We start from the raw sequence: 15,503 nt of genomic DNA, 5'->3' as shown, positions 1-15,503 counted from the left end.
CGCAGGTGCGGGGTTTTCGTGGCTAGCGTCAGATCGCTTCGATCTTCGTGGCGGCCGGGCCCTTCTGGCCGACGCCGCGCACGAAGCGCACCTTCTGTCCTTCCTGCAGCGACTTGAAGCCGCTGCCCTGAATTTCGGAAAAATGCGCGAACAGATCGTCGCCGCCGGCGTCCGGCGTAATGAAGCCGAAGCCCTTCGAATCGTTAAACCACTTTACGGTACCGGTATCCATGACTATCTCCTGGACTGTTCCCATCGGACGAATGTCCCGAGGGGCATGACGATCAAGAAGAAACATGGAGAAGAAGTGGCGGAGCCGGGGGCGGCCAACTCGGTAATCGACGTGCTTGCTTGAAGATCCTGCGGTTCCCGTTATACAGGTCATGTGCCGGGCTGTCAAAACAATGCCGCAAATCGATTGACGACACCGCTTGCCGCATCTTTATACCTTCTTTACGCCTCACCGCCGCCTTTCTACCCCGTTTTTAGCCGTCCGTCCCTAATCTGCAAGCCGGTATCACTCTCGGTATTTGCCATGGACGGGATCTTCCTGATCGTACTGTTCGGTTTCGCCGGACTCGGCGCCGCGCTGCTGCGGCTGTGCGTCGCGCTGACGCCGCGCGCACCGGCCAATGCGGGCCAGCATGGCCCGGCGGACGACACGCCGCCGCGCGGCGCCACCCCGGGCAGGGGGCAATGATGGACTGGACCGATCTGCTGGCCGCGGCGTTGGCCGCGGCCCTTTTCGTCTATCTGCTGATCGCGCTGCTGCGCCCGGAGAAATTCTGATGACCACGCAGTTCATGGGCCTGCTGGCCCTGTATCTCGCCGTGCTGATGGCGATCGCCCCGCTGCTTGGACGCTATCTGCGCCGGGCCGTCGAGGACGGCCAATACGCGTTGACCGCCTGGGGGCGGCCGCTCGAGCGCCTGCTCTATCGCGCCGCCGGCATACGCGCCGATGCCGAGATGGGCTGGCAACGGTATGCGATCGCCGTGCTGGCGTTCAACGTGCTAGGTGTGGTGGCGGTCTATGGCCTGCAGCGCTTGCAGGGCATGCTGCCGCTCAATCCGCAGGGCTTCGGCCCGGTGTCGCCCGATTCCGCGTTCAACACGGCGATCAGCTTCGTCGCGAACACCAACTGGCAGGGCTATGCTGGCGAATCGACGATGACCTATCTGACGCAGATGCTGGGCCTGGCCGTGCAGAACTTCGTGTCCGCGGCCACCGGCATCGCCGTGGTGTTTGCGCTGATCCGCGGCTTCGCGCGGCAGAGCGCGGCGACCATCGGCAATTTCTGGGTCGACATGACCCGTACCACGCTGTACGTGCTGGTGCCGATCGCGACCGCCATCGCGCTGGCCCTGGTCAGCCAGGGCGTGATCCAGAACTTCGATGCCTACAAGCAGGTGTCGATGGCATCGACGGTCGAATACACGGTGCCGAAGATCGATGCCACCGGGCAGCCGCTGCGGGATGCCCAGGGCCAGCCCATCGTCGAGCCGGTCCGTACGGAACAGCAGACGCTGGCGATGGGCCCCGTCGCGTCGCAGGAAGCGATCAAGATGCTGGGCACCAACGGCGGCGGCTTTTTCAACGCCAACTCGGCCCATCCGTTCGAGAACCCGACCGCGCTGGCCAACCTGATCGAGATGCTGGCGATCTTCCTGATTTCCGCCGCGCTGTGCTTCACCTTCGGCGAGATGGTCGGCGACCGCCGCCAGGGTCTGGCGGTGCTCGCCTCGATGACGGCGATCTTCGTCGCGATGGCGTGCGTCGCGGCGCTGGCCGAGCACCAGGCCAATCCGGCGCTGGCGGGATTGCCGGTGGACAGCCTCGCCTCGGCCTGGCAGGACGGCGGCAATATGGAAGGCAAGGAAACGCGCTTCGGGCTGGCGGCATCGGCGCTGTTCGCCACCATCACCACCGCGGCATCGTGCGGCGCGGTCAATGCGATGCACGATTCGTTCACCGCGATCGGCGGGCTGGTGCCGATGCTGCTGATGCAGCTGGGCGAGGTCGTGTTCGGCGGCGTCGGCTCGGGCCTGTACGGCATGCTGGTCTATGCGGTGCTGGCGGTGTTCATCGCCGGACTGATGATCGGCCGCACGCCCGAATACCTGGGCAAGAAGATCGAGGCCTGCGAGATCAAGATGGCGGCCGTGGTCATTCTCGTCACGCCGCTGCTGGTGCTGCTGGGCACCGCGGTGGCGGTGATGGCCGACGCCGGCCGCGCCGGCGCGCTGAACCCCGGCGCGCACGGGTTCTCCGAGATCCTCTACGCGCTGTCCTCGGCCGCCAACAACAACGGCAGCGCATTCGCCGGGCTGTCGGCCAACACGCCGTTCTACAACACGCTGCTGGCGGCGGCGATGTGGTTCGGCCGCTTCTGGGTGATCATCCCGGTCCTCGCGATGGCCGGCACCCTTGCGGCAAAGAAGCGCGTGCCGGCCAGCGCCGGCACCATGCCCACGCACGGGCCGCTGTTCGTGGTGCTGCTGGCCGGCACGGTGCTGCTCGTCGGTGCGCTGACCTATGTGCCGGCGCTCGCGCTGGGTCCGGTGGCCGAGCAGCTGCAAGGCGCCGCGTTTCGATGAGCCAGGCGTTCTCTTTCTCCTGATGACACCGGACGCCGCGCGCTGGCTTGCTGCGTCGGCGTCCGTTCCTCCTCTCTAGCGCACTGCGGAGATCCCATGCAACAAGAATCGACGGCCAATGCGGCCGAGATCGGCGGCAATCCGGACGACATGTCGGCCGGCACGCCCCTGGCCGATCGCTCTCCCACTTCCGACCGTGCCGCGGCGCACGGCATGTTCGCACCGCAACTGCTCAAGCCCGCGCTTGTGTCGGCCTTCCGCAAGCTGTCGCCGCGCCAGCAGCTGCGCAACCCGGTGATGTTCGTCGTCTATGCCGGCAGCATCCTGACCACGATCCTGTTCCTGCGCGCCGCCTTCGCGCCTGCGGCGTCCCCTGGCGGCGAGAGCGCCGGCTTTATCCTGGCCGTCGCGGTCTGGCTGTGGTTCACGGTGCTGTTCGCCAACTTCGCCGAGGCGCTTGCCGAAGGGCGCAGCAAGCAACAGGCCGCGGCGCTGCGCGGGCTGCGCACCACGGTGACGGCGCGCGTGCTGAAGGACGGCCGGCGCGGCGGCGCCACCGAGCCGCGCGCGGCCACGGCGCTGCGCCGCGGCGACGTGGTGCTGGTCGAGGCCGGCGACATGATTCCTGGCGATGGCGAGGTGATCGAAGGCGTCGCGTCGGTCGACGAGAGCGCGATCACCGGCGAATCCGCACCGGTGATTCGCGAGTCGGGCGGCGACTTCTCGTCGGTAACCGGCGGCACGCGCGTGCTGTCCGACTGGATCGTGGTGCGGATCACCGCCAATCCCGGCGAAACCTTCATCGACCGGATGATCGCGATGGTGGAAGGCGCCAAACGGCAGAAGACGCCGAACGAGCTGGCGCTGACGATCCTGCTGGTGGGCCTGACCATCGTGCTGCTGCTGGCCACCGCGACGCTGCAGCCGTTCTCGGTCTACAGCGTGCTGGTGGCCAGGGCCGGCGTGCCGGTGACCGTCACGGTGCTGGTGGCTCTGCTGGTCTGCCTGATTCCGACCACCATCGGCGGGCTGCTGTCGGCCATCGGCGTGGCGGGCATGAGCCGGATGATGGCGGCAAACGTGATCGCCACCTCGGGCCGCGCGGTCGAAGCGGCCGGCGACGTCGACGTGCTGCTGCTGGACAAGACCGGCACCATCACCCATGGCAACCGCCAGGCGTCGCGGTTCATTGCCGCGCCGGGCGTGGCGCCGGCGCAGCTGGCCGAGGCGGCGTGGCTGTCGTCGCTGGCCGACGACACCCCCGAAGGCCGCAGCATCGTCGCGCTCGCCCGCCAACAGGCCGACCTGCGTATCCCCGATGTGCCGCAGCGCAATGCCACGTTCGTGCCGTTCACCGCGCAGACGCGGATGAGCGGCGTGGACCTGCACGGCAACGGCACGCAGCGCCACGTGCGCAAGGGCGCGGCCGATGCGGTGCGCCGGTACGTGGCCGAGCGCGCCGGCAAGTTTCCCGATGCCGTCATGCATGCCGTCGACGACGTCGCGCGCGCCGGCAGCACGCCGCTGGTAGTCGCCGACGAGCAGGACGGCCAGGTCCGCGTGCTGGGCGTGGTCGAGCTGAAGGACATCGTCAAGGCCGGCATCCGCGAGCGTTTCGGCGAGCTGCGCCGGATGGGCATCGAGACCGTGATGATCACCGGCGACAACCGGCTGACCGCGGCGTCGATCGCGGCGGAGGCGGGCGTCGACGACTATCTGGCCGAGGCCACGCCCGAGGCGAAGCTCAAGCTGATCCGGCAGTACCAGGCCCAGGGGCGGCTGGTGGCGATGACCGGCGACGGCACCAACGATGCGCCGGCGCTGGCCCAGGCCGACGTCGCGGTGGCGATGAACAGCGGCACGCAGGCGGCCAGGGAGGCCGGCAACATGGTCGACCTCGACAGCAATCCGACCAAGCTGATCGAGATCGTCGAGATCGGCAAGCAGATGCTGATGACGCGCGGGGCGCTGACCACCTTCAGCGTCGCCAACGACATCGCCAAATACTTCGCCATCATTCCGGCGGCGTTCGCCACCACGTACCCGCAGCTGGGGCTGCTGAACGTGATGGGGCTGTCCACGCCGGCGTCGGCGATCCTGTCCGCGGTCATCTTCAATGCGCTGATCATCGTCGTGCTGATTCCGCTTGCCCTCAAGGGCGTCGCCTACCGGCCGCTGGGCGCCGCGGTGCTGTTGCGCCGCAACCTGCTGGTCTACGGGCTGGGCGGCATCCTGGTGCCGTTCGTCGGCATCAAGCTGATCGACATGCTGCTGACCGCGCTGGGCCTGGCCTGAGGGCCGGATCGCCGGATCGCCGGATCGCCGGATCATCGAATCATCGAATCATCGAATCGAAGGACACCATGATGAATACCCACGCATCGCCGCAGGCGGTGCCCCTTGCCGCCGAACAGGAGGGCCTGCTGCGCCCGCTGCTGACCGTCTTCGTCGCGCTGTCGGTGCTGACGGGGCTGCTGTATCCGGCCATCGTCACGGGCCTGGCCAAAGGCGTGTTTCCGCACGAGGCGGCCGGCTCGCTGATCGTCAAGGACGGCAAGACGATCGGCTCGTCGCTGATCGGGCAGCCGTTCTCCGAGCCGCGCTATTTCTGGGGCCGGCTGTCGGCCACGGCGCCGATGCCCTACAACGCGGCGGCCTCGGGCGGCTCGAATCTCGGCCCCAGCAATCCGGCACTGACGGACGCGGCGCGCGCGCGCATCGAGGCGCTGCGCGCGGCCGACCCGGGCAACACGGCACCGGTGCCGGTGGACCTGGTCACCGCCTCGGGCAGCGGCCTGGACCCGCATATCAGCCTGGCCGCGGCCGAGTATCAGGCGGCACGGGTCGCGCGTGCGCGCGGCCTGACATTGCAGCAGGTACGCGAGCTGATCGCCGCCAACACCGACCGGCCCGCGCTGGCCGTGCTCGGCGATGCCGGCGTCAACGTGCTGCGGCTGAACCTGGCGCTGGACTCGCTGGGCGAGCCCGGTCCGAAGTAGTGCCGCGGGTGCCGTGGCAGAATGGCCTTCTTCTTGTTCTGCCTTAGCCCAGTCCGGTTCCATTGCCGATGACCGAAGCCGAATTGCGCGATAGCGGCGCGCGCGCCGATCCCGACGCCCTGCTGCAGATGGTCCGGCAGCAGGGCGAGCGTGCCGCGCGCGGCAAGCTGCGCGTCTATTTCGGTGCCTCCGCCGGCGTCGGCAAGACCTTCGCGATGCTGGCCGCCGCCCGGGCGGCGCTGGCCCAGGGCACCGATGTGGCGATCGGGGTGGTCGAAACCCATGGCCGTGCCGAGACCGAGGCGCTGCTGGCCGGGCTGGAACGGCTGCCGATGCGCGAGGTGCCCTACCGCGGGCGCGTATTGCGTGAGTTCGACCTCGACGGCGCGCTGGCGCGCCGTCCCGCGTTGATCCTGGTCGACGAGCTGGCGCATTCGAATGCGCCGGGCAGCCGCCACCCGAAGCGCTGGCAGGACATCCAGGAGTTGCGTGCCGCCGGCATCGATGTCTGGACCACGGTCAACGTCCAGCATCTGGACAGCCTGAACCAGGCGGTGGGCGGCATCACCGGAATCCGCGTCTGGGAAACCGTGCCCGATGCCGTGTTCGATGGCGCCGACGAGGTCGTGCTGGTCGACCTGCCGGCCGACGAGCTGCTGCGGCGGCTGAAGGAGGGCAAGGTCTATCTGCCCGAGCAGGCGCGCCATGCCGCGCGTCATTTTTTTCGCAAGGGCAATCTGATCGCGCTGCGCGAGCTGGCACTGCGCCGCACCGCCGAACGCGTCGATCACGACGTGCGCGCGTGGCGCCAGTCCGAGCCGGTGCAGCCGGTATGGCGCACGCGCGAGGCGGTGCTTGCCTGCATCGGCAGCGGCGACGATGCCGCGCAGGTGGTCAAGAGCGCGCGGCGGCTGGCGGACCAGCTCGATTGCGACTGGCATGTGGTGACCGTCGCCACGCCGCGGCTGGCGCCGCCTTCGGAGCGGGCCAGGGTCCGGCTCGAGGACGCGATGCGGATGGCCGAGCAGCTGGGCGCGCGCACCGAGACGCTGGCCGGTGCGGACATGGTGCAGGCGGTGGCCGGCTACGTGCGGCGGCACAACCTGACCAAGGTGGTGATCGGACGCGCGCCCGGAGATTGGCGTCGCGGCGGTGCCTCGCTGACCGAACGCGCGCGTGCGCTGCTGGCGCTGGCACTGTCGCCGCTGGTCGGCGCGCCGGCGGCATGGTTCGGGCGGCGCAGCTTCGCCGACGCGCTGGCGACCGGCTGTCCCGAGATCGACATCGTGCGCGTGGCCGCCGATACCACCCGTACCGACCTGCGCCCGCGCCACGAGGCCGGCCAGCACCCCGACGCACCGGTCGGAGGGGCCCGGCGCCGCGACTACCTGTGGGCCGTGGTCTGGTGCGCCGGTGCCTCGGCGCTGTCGGCGCTGGCCACGCCATGGTTCGACGTCGTCAATATCGCGATGCTGTTCCTGGTCGCCGTGATGGGCGTCGCGCTGCGGCACGGGCGTGGCCCGGCGGCGTTGGCTTCGGTGCTGTCGGTGGCCGCCTTCGATTTCTTCTTCGTGCCGCCGCGGTTGTCGTTCGCGGTCACCGACGTGCAGTACCTGCTGACCTTCGTCGTGCTGCTGTCGGTCGGCCTGGTGATCGGCCAGCTGACCGCCGGCCTGCGCGAGCAGGCGCAGGTCGCGGTGCAGCGCGAGACCGATGCGCGCACGCTGTACGAGCTGGCGCGCGAACTGTCGTCGGCGCTGACGCTGGACCAGATCGTGCCGATCGGCAGCCGCTTCCTGCGCGCCGCGTTCGACGCCAACTCGGCGTTCTTCCTGACGTCCCCCGACGGCAAGCTGCTGCCGCCGGTGACCGACCGGGAACAGCGGGACACGGCCGCGCGCACCGATTCGATCGACCACGTGCTGGCGCAATGGGTGTTCGACCATGGCCAAGCCGCGGGCACGGGCACGCATACGCTGCCCGGCAGCACCGTGCTCTATCTGCCGCTGAAGGCGCCGATGCGCACGCGCGGCGTGCTGGCGGTGGAGCCGGCCGCGTGGCGCGCGTTCGCGCAGCCGTCGCTGCGGCGCCAGGTGGACGCCTTCTGCACGCTGATCGCGATCGCCATCGAGCGGCTGCACTATGTCGAGGTCGCGCAGCAGGCGCTGCTGTCGATGGAGTCGGAGCGGCTGCGCAGCTCGCTGCTGGCCGCGGTATCGCACGATCTGCGCACGCCGCTGACCGGGTTGATCGGCATGGCGCAGACGTTGCGGCGCAGCGACCCGCCGCTGCCGCCGCCGGTGGCCGACACCGTCGCCGCGATGCTGGAGCAGGCGCAACGGATGCGCACGATGGTGGTCAACCTGCTCGACATGGCGAAGCTGCAAGGCCGCGAGGTGCGGATCAGGCGCGAGTGGCAGTCGGTCGAGGAGCTGGTCGGCTCGAGCCTGGCGGCGATGCGCGAGGCGCTGTCGCGGCACCGCGTCGCGGTGGCCGACCTCTCGCGCGTGCCGCTGGTCCAGTGCGATGCCGTGCTGATCGAGCGCGTGCTGTGCAATCTGCTGGAGAATGCGGCCAAGCACACGCCGGCGGGAACCGCGATCCGGCTGTCCGCCGAGGCCGGCGACGATGCGATCCGCATCGTCGTCGAGGACGACGGACCCGGCGTGCCGGCCGGCAGCGAACGCCAGATCTTCGAGAAATTCACGCGCGGGCAGCGCGAGTCGGCGACAACCGGCGTCGGCCTCGGGCTCGCCGTCTGCGAAGCCATCGTGCAGGCCCATGGCGGACGCATCTGGGCCGAGCCGGCGCGGTCCGCGCAGCGGCAGACAGCGCACGGACCTGGGGCGCGCTTCGTCGTCGCATTGCCGCGCGGCAATCCCTCGCCGGTGGAGGCCGAGCCCGCGGCCCCGCACGCTTGAGCCGGTGCAGCCGAGCGACCGCAACGAACTCCATTACCCGTCATGCCATTCGAATTCTCCCCCACGGTGCTGCTGGTCGAAGACGAACCGCATATCCGCCGCTTCGTGCGCGCGACGCTCGAGGCCGAGGGCTGTACCGTCCATGAGGCCGAGACGTTGAAGCGGGGGCTGATCGACGCCGGCACGCGGCAACCCGATCTGGTCATCCTCGATCTGGGCCTGCCCGACGGCGATGGCGTCCAGCTGATCCGCGAGATGCGGACCTGGACCCAGGTGCCGATCCTCGTGCTGTCGGCGCGCAGCGACGAAGCCGACAAGATCGGCGCGCTCGACGGCGGGGCCGACGACTACCTGACCAAGCCGTTCGGCGTGGGCGAGATGGTGGCGCGCGTGCGCGTGCTGCTGCGCCGGCATGCGAAGGCCAATCCGCAGGGCAGCCACCGGATCGCCTTCGGCGACGTGCAGGTGGACCTGGCCAATCGCATGATCACGCGCGCGGGGCAGCCGGTGCATCTGACGCCGATCGAGTATCGGCTGCTGTCGGTGCTGATCGCCCACCGCGGCAAGGTGATGACGCATCGGGAACTGCTGCGCGAGGTATGGGGGCCGTCGCAGTCGGAGAGCAGCCAGTATCTGCGTGTCTACATGGGCCATCTGCGCCACAAGCTCGAGCGCGATCCCGCACAGCCCGTTCATCTGCTGACCGAGACCGGCATCGGCTATCGCTTCGCGGGGTGAGCGCCCGCGGCCTGCGACGGTGTGTCTTTATGCCGTTCGCTTGCGGGGCACACGGCTTTTGACACCGTTTTTACGCGGGCACCGCTATCGTGGCGAGGCTCCCCAGCGGGACCGTTCCCTTCGACTTCTTCCCGGACTCCGTCACGATTGCCATGACCCTATCGCACCATGCCGCCGCGGCGCTGCTGGCCGCTCCCGCCTTCGCGCTGATTCTGCCGATGCCCGCCGCCGCGCAGACTGCCGCGCCATCCGCCGAACACACGCTGACGGCCAATCTGTCGCTGGCCTCCGAATACCGCTACCGCGGGATCATGCAGACCAACCGGCGGCCGGCGATCCAGGGCGGCTTCGACTACAGCCATGCGAGCGGCTTCTACGCGGGCAACTGGAACTCGAGCATCAGCTGGCTGAACGACAGCAACGACGAGGTGTCGGCGCCGATCGAGATGGACTTCTACGCCGGCTTCAAGAACACCTTCGGCGACGGCAGGTGGAACTACGACGTCGGCGTGCTGCAGTACTACTACCCCGGCGACTATCCGGCCAACTTCACGCGACCGTACACCACCGAGCTGTACGCGGGCATCGGCTACGGCCCGGTGTTCCTGAAGTACTCGTACGCGCCGACCAACCTGTTCGGCTTCCACGACAGCAAGAACAGCTGGTACGTCGACCTGTCGGCCAACGTGCCGCTCGAGTTCTGGGGCCTGACGCTGAACGCGCACGTCGGCTATCAGAAGGTGCAGAACGTGGCGGACGCCTCGTACACCGACTGGAAGCTCGGCCTGACCAAGGACCTGGGCAACGGCCTCGCGCTGGCCGTCGCCTATATCGACACCAACGCGGACCGGACCGTCTATACCAACGCCAAGGGACGCTACATGGGCCGCGGCACGGCCTGGGCCACGCTGACGAAGACGTTCTGAGCCCGCGCCGCCATTGCCGCCGCCGCTATTGCGCGGCCACCTGCGCATGCACGTCATGCGCCAGCTCGAGCAGCCGCTGGCGGTCGATGCCGCCCGACACCGCGTAGCCGAACTTGCCGTCGATCCAGTAGAACACGTTGACCGGGCCGTCCTGATACAGCCGGAACGCGGTCACGTCGGCGGCGAGGTCTCGATGCGAGATGCACAGCGTGATCCGTTCGCCGTTGGCGTCGTGGTACATGAACTGCGCGACCGGGCCGTGGTTGCTCGGCAGCAGGCGTCCGCCCATCAGCGAGAAGCCGGTGCGTGTCAGGATCGGCGGCCGCACATCGGCGCCGAGCCGGTTCGATACCCATTTGACCAGCTCCTGCTCGCGGTCGGCGCCGACTTCGACCGGCCGGCGCACTTCGGGGGCGTAGATCACATGGGCAATCGCCGATTGGCGCGCGAACGATTCGCCGGTATCGAGACGCGCCGGCGCGCGCCGGGCGAGTTCGCCGCCGAAGGAGGGCACCGATGAGGGCACCGCGCGGCGCCACCCATCGGCATTGGCGCCGATGCCGATGCCGACCACCAGGGCCGCGGCCATGCCGCCCAGCAGCCGCCAGTCCAGCCGGCGCAGCCATGCGCCACGCCGGCCGGGGTCGCGCAGCCGCGACGGCAGCGGTTCGTTCAGCACGCGGTCGTAGCGGGCGTGCAGCATATGGTTCAGCGCGTAGTATTGGCTGATCCGCTGGGCCAGCTGTGGGTCGTGCTCGAGCCGCTGCTCGATCTCGGCGCGCCGCGCGTCGGGCAGCATGCCGTCGACGTAGGCGTGAATCTCTTCCTCGCTGATCGCGGATGTTTCGTTGCTCATCGCACCACCCTCAGTCGGGCTTCGGGTTTGACGCCGGCCATCAGGCTGCGCAGCCGCTCGCGTCCGCGCGACAGCCGCGACATCACGGTGCCGACCGGAATGCCGAGCGCGAGCGCCACTTCGGCATAGCTCATCGATTCGAGGCCGACCAGCAGCACCACCTCGCGTTGTTCGGCCGGCAGCCTCTGCAACGCGTAGTCGAGGTCGCGCACCTCCAGCGAGCCGGCGGGATTCGCCGTGCTGTGCCAGTCGGCGCCCGGCAGGCCGTCCGACAGCGTGTCGTCGTCCATCGGCACGTGCGGGGCGCGCATGCCGGCGCTGCGCATCTGGTTGACGAAGGCGTTATGCATGATCGTGAATAGCCAGGCCCGCAGATCGGTGCCGTCGTGGTATTGCCGCGCATGGCGCAGCGCGCGCTCGAGCGTGTCCTGCACCAGGTCGTCGGCCAGTTCGCGGTTGTGGACCAGCGCGCGCGCATAGCGGCGCAGCCGCGGCACGTGGTCGATCAGTTCTTCACGAACCCCCATCGCTGTTCCTTTGTCGGTCGGCGGGCCGCGCCGGGTTTCCCCTGCGTTGTGCCCTTGCAGCGTGAACACCGTCGGGGCGATTTTATTCCCGCCTTCGCCGGCCACTGTCCGGATTTTTTTGCCGCCCAACGGGAATAAGCGAGGCGGCAACGCTGTTCACCTGCTGGTACGGACCTCGAGGAGTTCAGCATGCCAGTCTGTTTTCGATGGCGCGGCCGCGATCGCGGCGCCGCGCGGGTGGCGTCCGCCATGCCGTTGGCCATGTCCGTGGCCATGTCCGTGACCCTCTTGGGGGCGCTGGCCGCGTTTCCGGCGCCAGCATCGGCGGCTGAGCCGTCCTCCGATGCCGGCGATCACGCCGCCTTCCTCGCCGAGAACGATCGCGCGATGGAGCGGATGATGAACGACATGGCGATCGCGCCCAGCGGCGACGTCGACCGCGACTTCGTCCACATGATGGTGCCGCACCACCGCGGCGCGATCGAGATGGCGATGGCGCAGCTGCGGCACGGGCGCAATCCGCAGCTGCGCCGGATCGCGCAGGAAATCATCGCCACGCAGCAGCAGGAGATTGCCGCGATGTATCTGGCGATCGGGCAGGCGCCGCCGGTGGCGGATACGTCCGCCGATGCTGCCGCGGTTGCCGGCAGCGAACCGGGCCACCGCGCCATCCACCATTCGCACAAGGAGCCACGATGAAGCTCGCCCCGACCGCCGCCATCGCGGCCCTGGCCCTGTCGCTGGCCTTGCCGTCCGCCACGCAGGCTGGCCAGCCGCCGCGCGCCGCCACCGATCCCGACCGGCCGATCAGCCATCGCGACCGCATCTATGCGGCGGAGCAGTTCTCCAACACGGTGTCCGTCACCGATCCGGCTTCCAATGAGGTGCTCGGCATGATCCGCCTGGGCGAGCCGACGCCGGCCAACTTCAGCCCCTTGTACAAGGGACAGCTGCTGGTGCACGGCCTTGGCTTCTCGCCGGACGGCCGCATCCTGGCGGTGGTGTCGATCGGCTCGAACTCGGTATCGTTCATCGACACGCAAACCAATGCAGTCCGGCACGTGACCTATCTCGGCCGCTCGCCGCACGAGGCGTTCTACACGCCGGACGGCAAGGAGCTCTGGGTCACGGTGCGCGGCGAAGACTATGTCGCCGTGATCGACGCGGCGACCTATCGCGAGAAGACCCGGATCCCCGTGCCGGCCGGACCCGGCATGCAGATCTTCTCGCCGGACGGCAAGTACGGCTATGTCTGTTCGTCGTTCCAGCCGCGCACCAGCGTGGTGTCCGTGGCCGAGCACAAGGTCATCGCGACCATCGAGCAGGCCAGCGCCTTCTGCCCGAACATCGCGGCGACGCCCGACGGCAAGCAGGTCTGGTTCACGCTGAAGGACATCGGCAAGGTGCAGGTGTTCGATGCGCGTCCGCCCTTTGCGCCGATCCGCACCCTCGATACCGGGCCGATCACCAACCACGTCAATTTCGTGCGCAACCGCAACGGCCAGTTCGCCTACGTGACGGTGGGCGGGACCAACGAGGTCAAGGTGTTCCGCACCGACGATTTTTCGCAGGTCGCGACCATTCCGGTCGGCAAGCTGCCGCACGGGCTGTGGCCGTCGGGCGACGGCAGCCGCATTTATGTCGGGCTGGAGAACGAGGACGCGCTGGCGGCGGTCGATACGCTGAGCCAGCGCGTGGTCGCGACGATTCCCGTGGGCCAGGCGCCACAGGCGGTGGTCTATGTGCCGGACGCGGTCAGGCAGGGCGATGGGCGGCAGAACCTGCAGCCGGCCGGCAGCATCGCGCGAGCCACGCAGCTGTCGCTGGTGCCAGTCGCCGCGGGTGGATCCGAGCAGGCCCAGCAGGCACAGCAGGTCCAACCTGCCCAACAGGCGCCCACCAGCGTCGCGCTGTTCGATCAGGGGCTGGTGCAGGTGCTGCAGGCCTCGGCGACCGGGCTGCAGCCGAAACAGGCTTATGTGCTGGGCCTGGCGGAGCGCGCGGACGGCGGCGGCCGCATCGAGCCGCTGGCGCGCTTCATGGCCAATCCGGCCGGCTCGGCAATCGTCAATACGGTCGGGCCGATTCGTCAGGTCGTCGCCGGCGGTGGCGAACGTCAGGAGGCGCGCCGCTATCTGGTGATCGCGCCGGTGACGGACGCCGGCATCGGCGCGCCGGTGCAGCGGCAGGTGCCGTGATTGCCCAGGGCCCGGCGGGACAGCCCGGCCTATGGCATCTCCGCGAAGCACTCGGCCAGCCAGTCGGCCACGGCACGAAAGCGCGGCTGGCGGCGGTACTCCGACGGATAGGCCAGCCAGACCTCGCGCCTCACGTCGGGGCAATCCTGCAGCAGATGCAGCGACGGCTGCGTCCGCGCGGCGAAGTGCGGCAGCAGCGCGGCCCCGGTGCCGGCCGCGGCCGCCATCAGCAGCGTGTCGACGCTGTTGCTCGACAGCACGATCGCCTCGCGCGCGATCTGCTTGTCGACCCAGCGGATCTCGGGCAGCGCCACGCCGGGCGCAAGCGACAGCGCGAGCTGGCAGAACGGCAGCGCGGCGAGGCCCTCGTCGGCGTAGCGGCGGCGCATGACCGCGTTGCCATAGACGCCGTAGTGGATCGCGCCGACGCGGCGCGCTACCACCTGTTCCTCGACCGGTCGATTGAGCCGGATCGCCAGATGCGCCTCGCGGCGTGCAAGGCTGGCACGGCGCGCCTCGACGATCAGTTCCACCGTCAGCCCCGGATGGCGCTCGCGCAGCGCCGGCAGCCGCTCGGCGATGAACAGCGTCGCCACGCCCTCGGTCGCGGTCAGCCTGACCGTGCCGGACACGCTGCCGGGGCTGGCGCGGCGCGCTTCGAGCTCGCGGCCGATCCGCGCGGCATGCCGCTCCATCTGCTCGGCGGCGGCCAGCGCAATGCGCCCGGCCGGCGACAGCTCGATCCGGCCCTGCATCGACTCGGCCACCGGCGCGCCCAGCGCCGTCTCCAGCCGCCGCAGGCGGCGGATCACGGTGGCATGGGTCAGCCCGAGTTCGCGCGCGCAAGCGGCATAGCTGCCCGAGCGGGCCAGTACGGCGAGCGTCAGCAGATCGTCCCAATGGGTGGTCCCGGCTGTTCTTTTTTGCACAGTGCCTCGTCGGAATCTGGCATGGTGAATCGGCAAGCCGAACCCTATCATGGCGGCATCGCACGATGTCGTGCATTCGATGAGGAAGAGACCCCATGCCGCAAGCCAAGACCCTGATGGATTTCGCCGGCGCGACCCGCAAGCCGGCCGACTGGCAGCAAGCCAGCCTGGTGCTGATCGACCACCAGCGCGAGTACGTCGACGGCAGCCTGCCGCTGTCCGGCATGGCCGAGGCCGTGGCCGAGTGCCAGCGCCTGCTGGCGGCCGCCCGCAAGGCCGGCGCACCGGTGGTGCACATCCAGCACCACGGACAGCCGGGCGGGGCGATCTTCGATCCGCAGGGTCCTTATGCCGAACTGATCGCCGAGCTCGCGCCGGCGCAAGGCGAGACCGTGATCGTCAAGCATCTGCCGAACGCCTTTGCCGGCACGGCGCTGGCGGATACGCTGGCCCGGACCGGCCGCAAGCAGCTGGTGATCGCCGGCTTCATGACCCATATGTGCGTCAGCGCGACCGCGCGTGCCGCGCTCGATCTCGGCTACACCACCACGGTGGTCGCAGCCGCCTGCGCGACGCGCGACCTGCCCGATCCAGTCAACGGCGAAGTGGTACCGGCCGCGGTCGTGCATCGCACCGCGTTGACGGAATTGAACGATCTGGTGGCGCTGGTGGTGCCGGATGCGGGAGCGTTGGCGGGGTAAGGTGTACAATCGCCGGGTAAGCGCCTGGACCAAATCTTGACAGCGCTCTCGGTATACGACGGACGTCACGATCCAGGACGCAAAAGAGAAGAAAGGCCGCTTGATGCGGCC

General features: G+C 69.1%; 15 protein-coding genes. 11 read left to right on the top strand and 4 right to left on the bottom strand.

All coding sequences use genetic code 11. From position 1 onward, the window contains the following. Positions 1 to 28: 28 nt before the first annotated feature. On the bottom strand, positions 29 to 232 hold the full coding sequence (locus tag F7Q96_RS18755) for a cold-shock protein (RefSeq protein WP_006578114.1): 204 nt from the start codon (positions 230 to 232) through the stop codon (positions 29 to 31). Positions 233 to 535: 303 nt separating this feature from the next. On the opposite strand from F7Q96_RS18755, the gene F7Q96_RS26875 reads away from it, so the two are divergent. From F7Q96_RS26875 to F7Q96_RS18720, 8 genes are all read left to right on the top strand, one after another. Further along, positions 536 to 700, top strand: a complete 165-nt coding sequence (locus F7Q96_RS26875; RefSeq protein ID WP_170265975.1) for a hypothetical protein — start codon at positions 536 to 538, stop codon at positions 698 to 700. Continuing rightward, positions 697 to 789 carry a K(+)-transporting ATPase subunit F gene (gene kdpF, locus F7Q96_RS18750; protein ID WP_226994820.1) on the top strand — a complete coding sequence of 31 codons (93 nt, stop codon included), beginning with the start codon at positions 697 to 699 and terminating at the stop codon, positions 787 to 789. The genes F7Q96_RS26875 and kdpF overlap by 4 nt, the downstream gene beginning before the upstream one ends. Continuing rightward, a complete protein-coding gene (gene kdpA / locus F7Q96_RS18745) occupies positions 789 to 2,597 on the top strand; it encodes a potassium-transporting ATPase subunit KdpA (RefSeq protein WP_053821049.1) in 1,809 nt (602 codons plus the stop codon). Before kdpF ends, kdpA begins: the two co-directional genes overlap by 1 nt. Before the next feature lie 96 nt (positions 2,598 to 2,693). After that, complete coding sequence (gene kdpB, locus F7Q96_RS18740) at positions 2,694 to 4,892, top strand: potassium-transporting ATPase subunit KdpB (RefSeq protein WP_053821050.1); 2,199 nt, start codon at positions 2,694 to 2,696, stop codon at positions 4,890 to 4,892. A gap of 71 nt (positions 4,893 to 4,963) precedes the next feature. Further along, the gene (gene kdpC, locus F7Q96_RS18735) at positions 4,964 to 5,596 is read left to right on the top strand and encodes a potassium-transporting ATPase subunit KdpC (RefSeq protein WP_151023112.1); all 633 of its coding nucleotides are present in this window, start codon (positions 4,964 to 4,966) and stop codon (positions 5,594 to 5,596) included. Between the two features lie 68 nt (positions 5,597 to 5,664). Then, complete coding sequence (locus tag F7Q96_RS18730; RefSeq protein ID WP_151023090.1) at positions 5,665 to 8,517, top strand: sensor histidine kinase; 2,853 nt, start codon at positions 5,665 to 5,667, stop codon at positions 8,515 to 8,517. Between the two features lie 42 nt (positions 8,518 to 8,559). Beyond that, positions 8,560 to 9,255 carry a two-component system response regulator KdpE gene (gene kdpE / locus F7Q96_RS18725; protein ID WP_151023088.1) on the top strand — a complete coding sequence of 232 codons (696 nt, stop codon included), beginning with the start codon at positions 8,560 to 8,562 and terminating at the stop codon, positions 9,253 to 9,255. Between the two features lie 152 nt (positions 9,256 to 9,407). Beyond that, positions 9,408 to 10,181, top strand: a complete 774-nt coding sequence (locus F7Q96_RS18720) for a TorF family putative porin (protein WP_144425730.1) — start codon at positions 9,408 to 9,410, stop codon at positions 10,179 to 10,181. 25 nt (positions 10,182 to 10,206) lie between these two features. Here the strand turns inward: F7Q96_RS18720 and F7Q96_RS18715 are convergent, their stop codons facing one another. Both F7Q96_RS18715 and F7Q96_RS18710 read right to left on the bottom strand, forming a co-directional pair. Next, positions 10,207 to 11,037, bottom strand: a complete 831-nt coding sequence (locus tag F7Q96_RS18715; RefSeq protein WP_053821051.1) for an anti-sigma factor family protein — start codon at positions 11,035 to 11,037, stop codon at positions 10,207 to 10,209. Further along, on the bottom strand, positions 11,034 to 11,564 hold the full coding sequence (locus tag F7Q96_RS18710) for an RNA polymerase sigma factor (RefSeq protein WP_053821052.1): 531 nt from the start codon (positions 11,562 to 11,564) through the stop codon (positions 11,034 to 11,036). Before F7Q96_RS18710 ends, F7Q96_RS18715 begins: the two co-directional genes overlap by 4 nt. Positions 11,565 to 11,837: 273 nt before the next feature. Here F7Q96_RS18710 and F7Q96_RS18705 point away from each other — a divergent pair, with 273 nt between their 5' ends. Together F7Q96_RS18705 and F7Q96_RS18700 are read left to right on the top strand one after the other, a co-directional pair. Continuing rightward, positions 11,838 to 12,263 (top strand): DUF305 domain-containing protein, encoded by a 426-nt coding sequence (locus tag F7Q96_RS18705; protein ID WP_082371594.1) that lies wholly within the window; start codon positions 11,838 to 11,840, stop codon positions 12,261 to 12,263. Continuing rightward, a complete protein-coding gene (locus F7Q96_RS18700) occupies positions 12,260 to 13,762 on the top strand; it encodes a YncE family protein (RefSeq protein ID WP_144425731.1) in 1,503 nt (500 codons plus the stop codon). Before F7Q96_RS18705 ends, F7Q96_RS18700 begins: the two co-directional genes overlap by 4 nt. A gap of 29 nt (positions 13,763 to 13,791) precedes the next feature. Here F7Q96_RS18700 and F7Q96_RS18695 read toward each other — a convergent pair whose 3' ends face one another. Further along, entirely contained in the window at positions 13,792 to 14,691 is a 900-nt protein-coding gene (locus tag F7Q96_RS18695) for a LysR family transcriptional regulator (RefSeq protein ID WP_053821054.1), read from the bottom strand. A 95-nt stretch (positions 14,692 to 14,786) separates the two neighbouring features. Between F7Q96_RS18695 and F7Q96_RS18690 the strand changes: the two genes are divergently transcribed. Next, positions 14,787 to 15,392 carry a cysteine hydrolase family protein gene (locus F7Q96_RS18690; protein ID WP_053821055.1) on the top strand — a complete coding sequence of 202 codons (606 nt, stop codon included), beginning with the start codon at positions 14,787 to 14,789 and terminating at the stop codon, positions 15,390 to 15,392. Positions 15,393 to 15,503 lie beyond the last annotated feature (111 nt).

Origin of the sequence: Cupriavidus gilardii (assembly GCF_008801915.1) — a bacterium.
Lineage (GTDB): Bacteria > Pseudomonadota > Gammaproteobacteria > Burkholderiales > Burkholderiaceae > Cupriavidus > Cupriavidus gilardii.
The sequence above is the reverse complement of the archived record's forward strand: the minus strand, read 5'-3'. Positions and strand labels throughout refer to the sequence as shown.

What these genes read in the sequence shown, in the direction of transcription:
- F7Q96_RS18755 (WP_006578114.1), bottom strand. Translation starts at nt 232, where the DNA reads ATGGATACCGGTACCGTAAAGTGGTTTAACGATTCGAAGGGCTTCGGC.
- F7Q96_RS26875 (WP_170265975.1), top strand. Translation starts at nt 536, where the DNA reads ATGGACGGGATCTTCCTGATCGTACTGTTCGGTTTCGCCGGACTCGGC.
- kdpF (WP_226994820.1), top strand. Translation starts at nt 697, where the DNA reads ATGATGGACTGGACCGATCTGCTGGCCGCGGCGTTGGCCGCGGCCCTT.
- kdpA (WP_053821049.1), top strand. Translation starts at nt 789, where the DNA reads ATGACCACGCAGTTCATGGGCCTGCTGGCCCTGTATCTCGCCGTGCTG.
- kdpB (WP_053821050.1), top strand. Translation starts at nt 2,694, where the DNA reads ATGCAACAAGAATCGACGGCCAATGCGGCCGAGATCGGCGGCAATCCG.
- kdpC (WP_151023112.1), top strand. Translation starts at nt 4,964, where the DNA reads ATGAATACCCACGCATCGCCGCAGGCGGTGCCCCTTGCCGCCGAACAG.
- F7Q96_RS18730 (WP_151023090.1), top strand. Translation starts at nt 5,665, where the DNA reads ATGACCGAAGCCGAATTGCGCGATAGCGGCGCGCGCGCCGATCCCGAC.
- kdpE (WP_151023088.1), top strand. Translation starts at nt 8,560, where the DNA reads ATGCCATTCGAATTCTCCCCCACGGTGCTGCTGGTCGAAGACGAACCG.
- F7Q96_RS18720 (WP_144425730.1), top strand. Translation starts at nt 9,408, where the DNA reads ATGACCCTATCGCACCATGCCGCCGCGGCGCTGCTGGCCGCTCCCGCC.
- F7Q96_RS18715 (WP_053821051.1), bottom strand. Translation starts at nt 11,037, where the DNA reads ATGAGCAACGAAACATCCGCGATCAGCGAGGAAGAGATTCACGCCTAC.
- F7Q96_RS18710 (WP_053821052.1), bottom strand. Translation starts at nt 11,564, where the DNA reads ATGGGGGTTCGTGAAGAACTGATCGACCACGTGCCGCGGCTGCGCCGC.
- F7Q96_RS18705 (WP_082371594.1), top strand. Translation starts at nt 11,838, where the DNA reads ATGTCCGTGACCCTCTTGGGGGCGCTGGCCGCGTTTCCGGCGCCAGCA.
- F7Q96_RS18700 (WP_144425731.1), top strand. Translation starts at nt 12,260, where the DNA reads ATGAAGCTCGCCCCGACCGCCGCCATCGCGGCCCTGGCCCTGTCGCTG.
- F7Q96_RS18690 (WP_053821055.1), top strand. Translation starts at nt 14,787, where the DNA reads ATGCCGCAAGCCAAGACCCTGATGGATTTCGCCGGCGCGACCCGCAAG.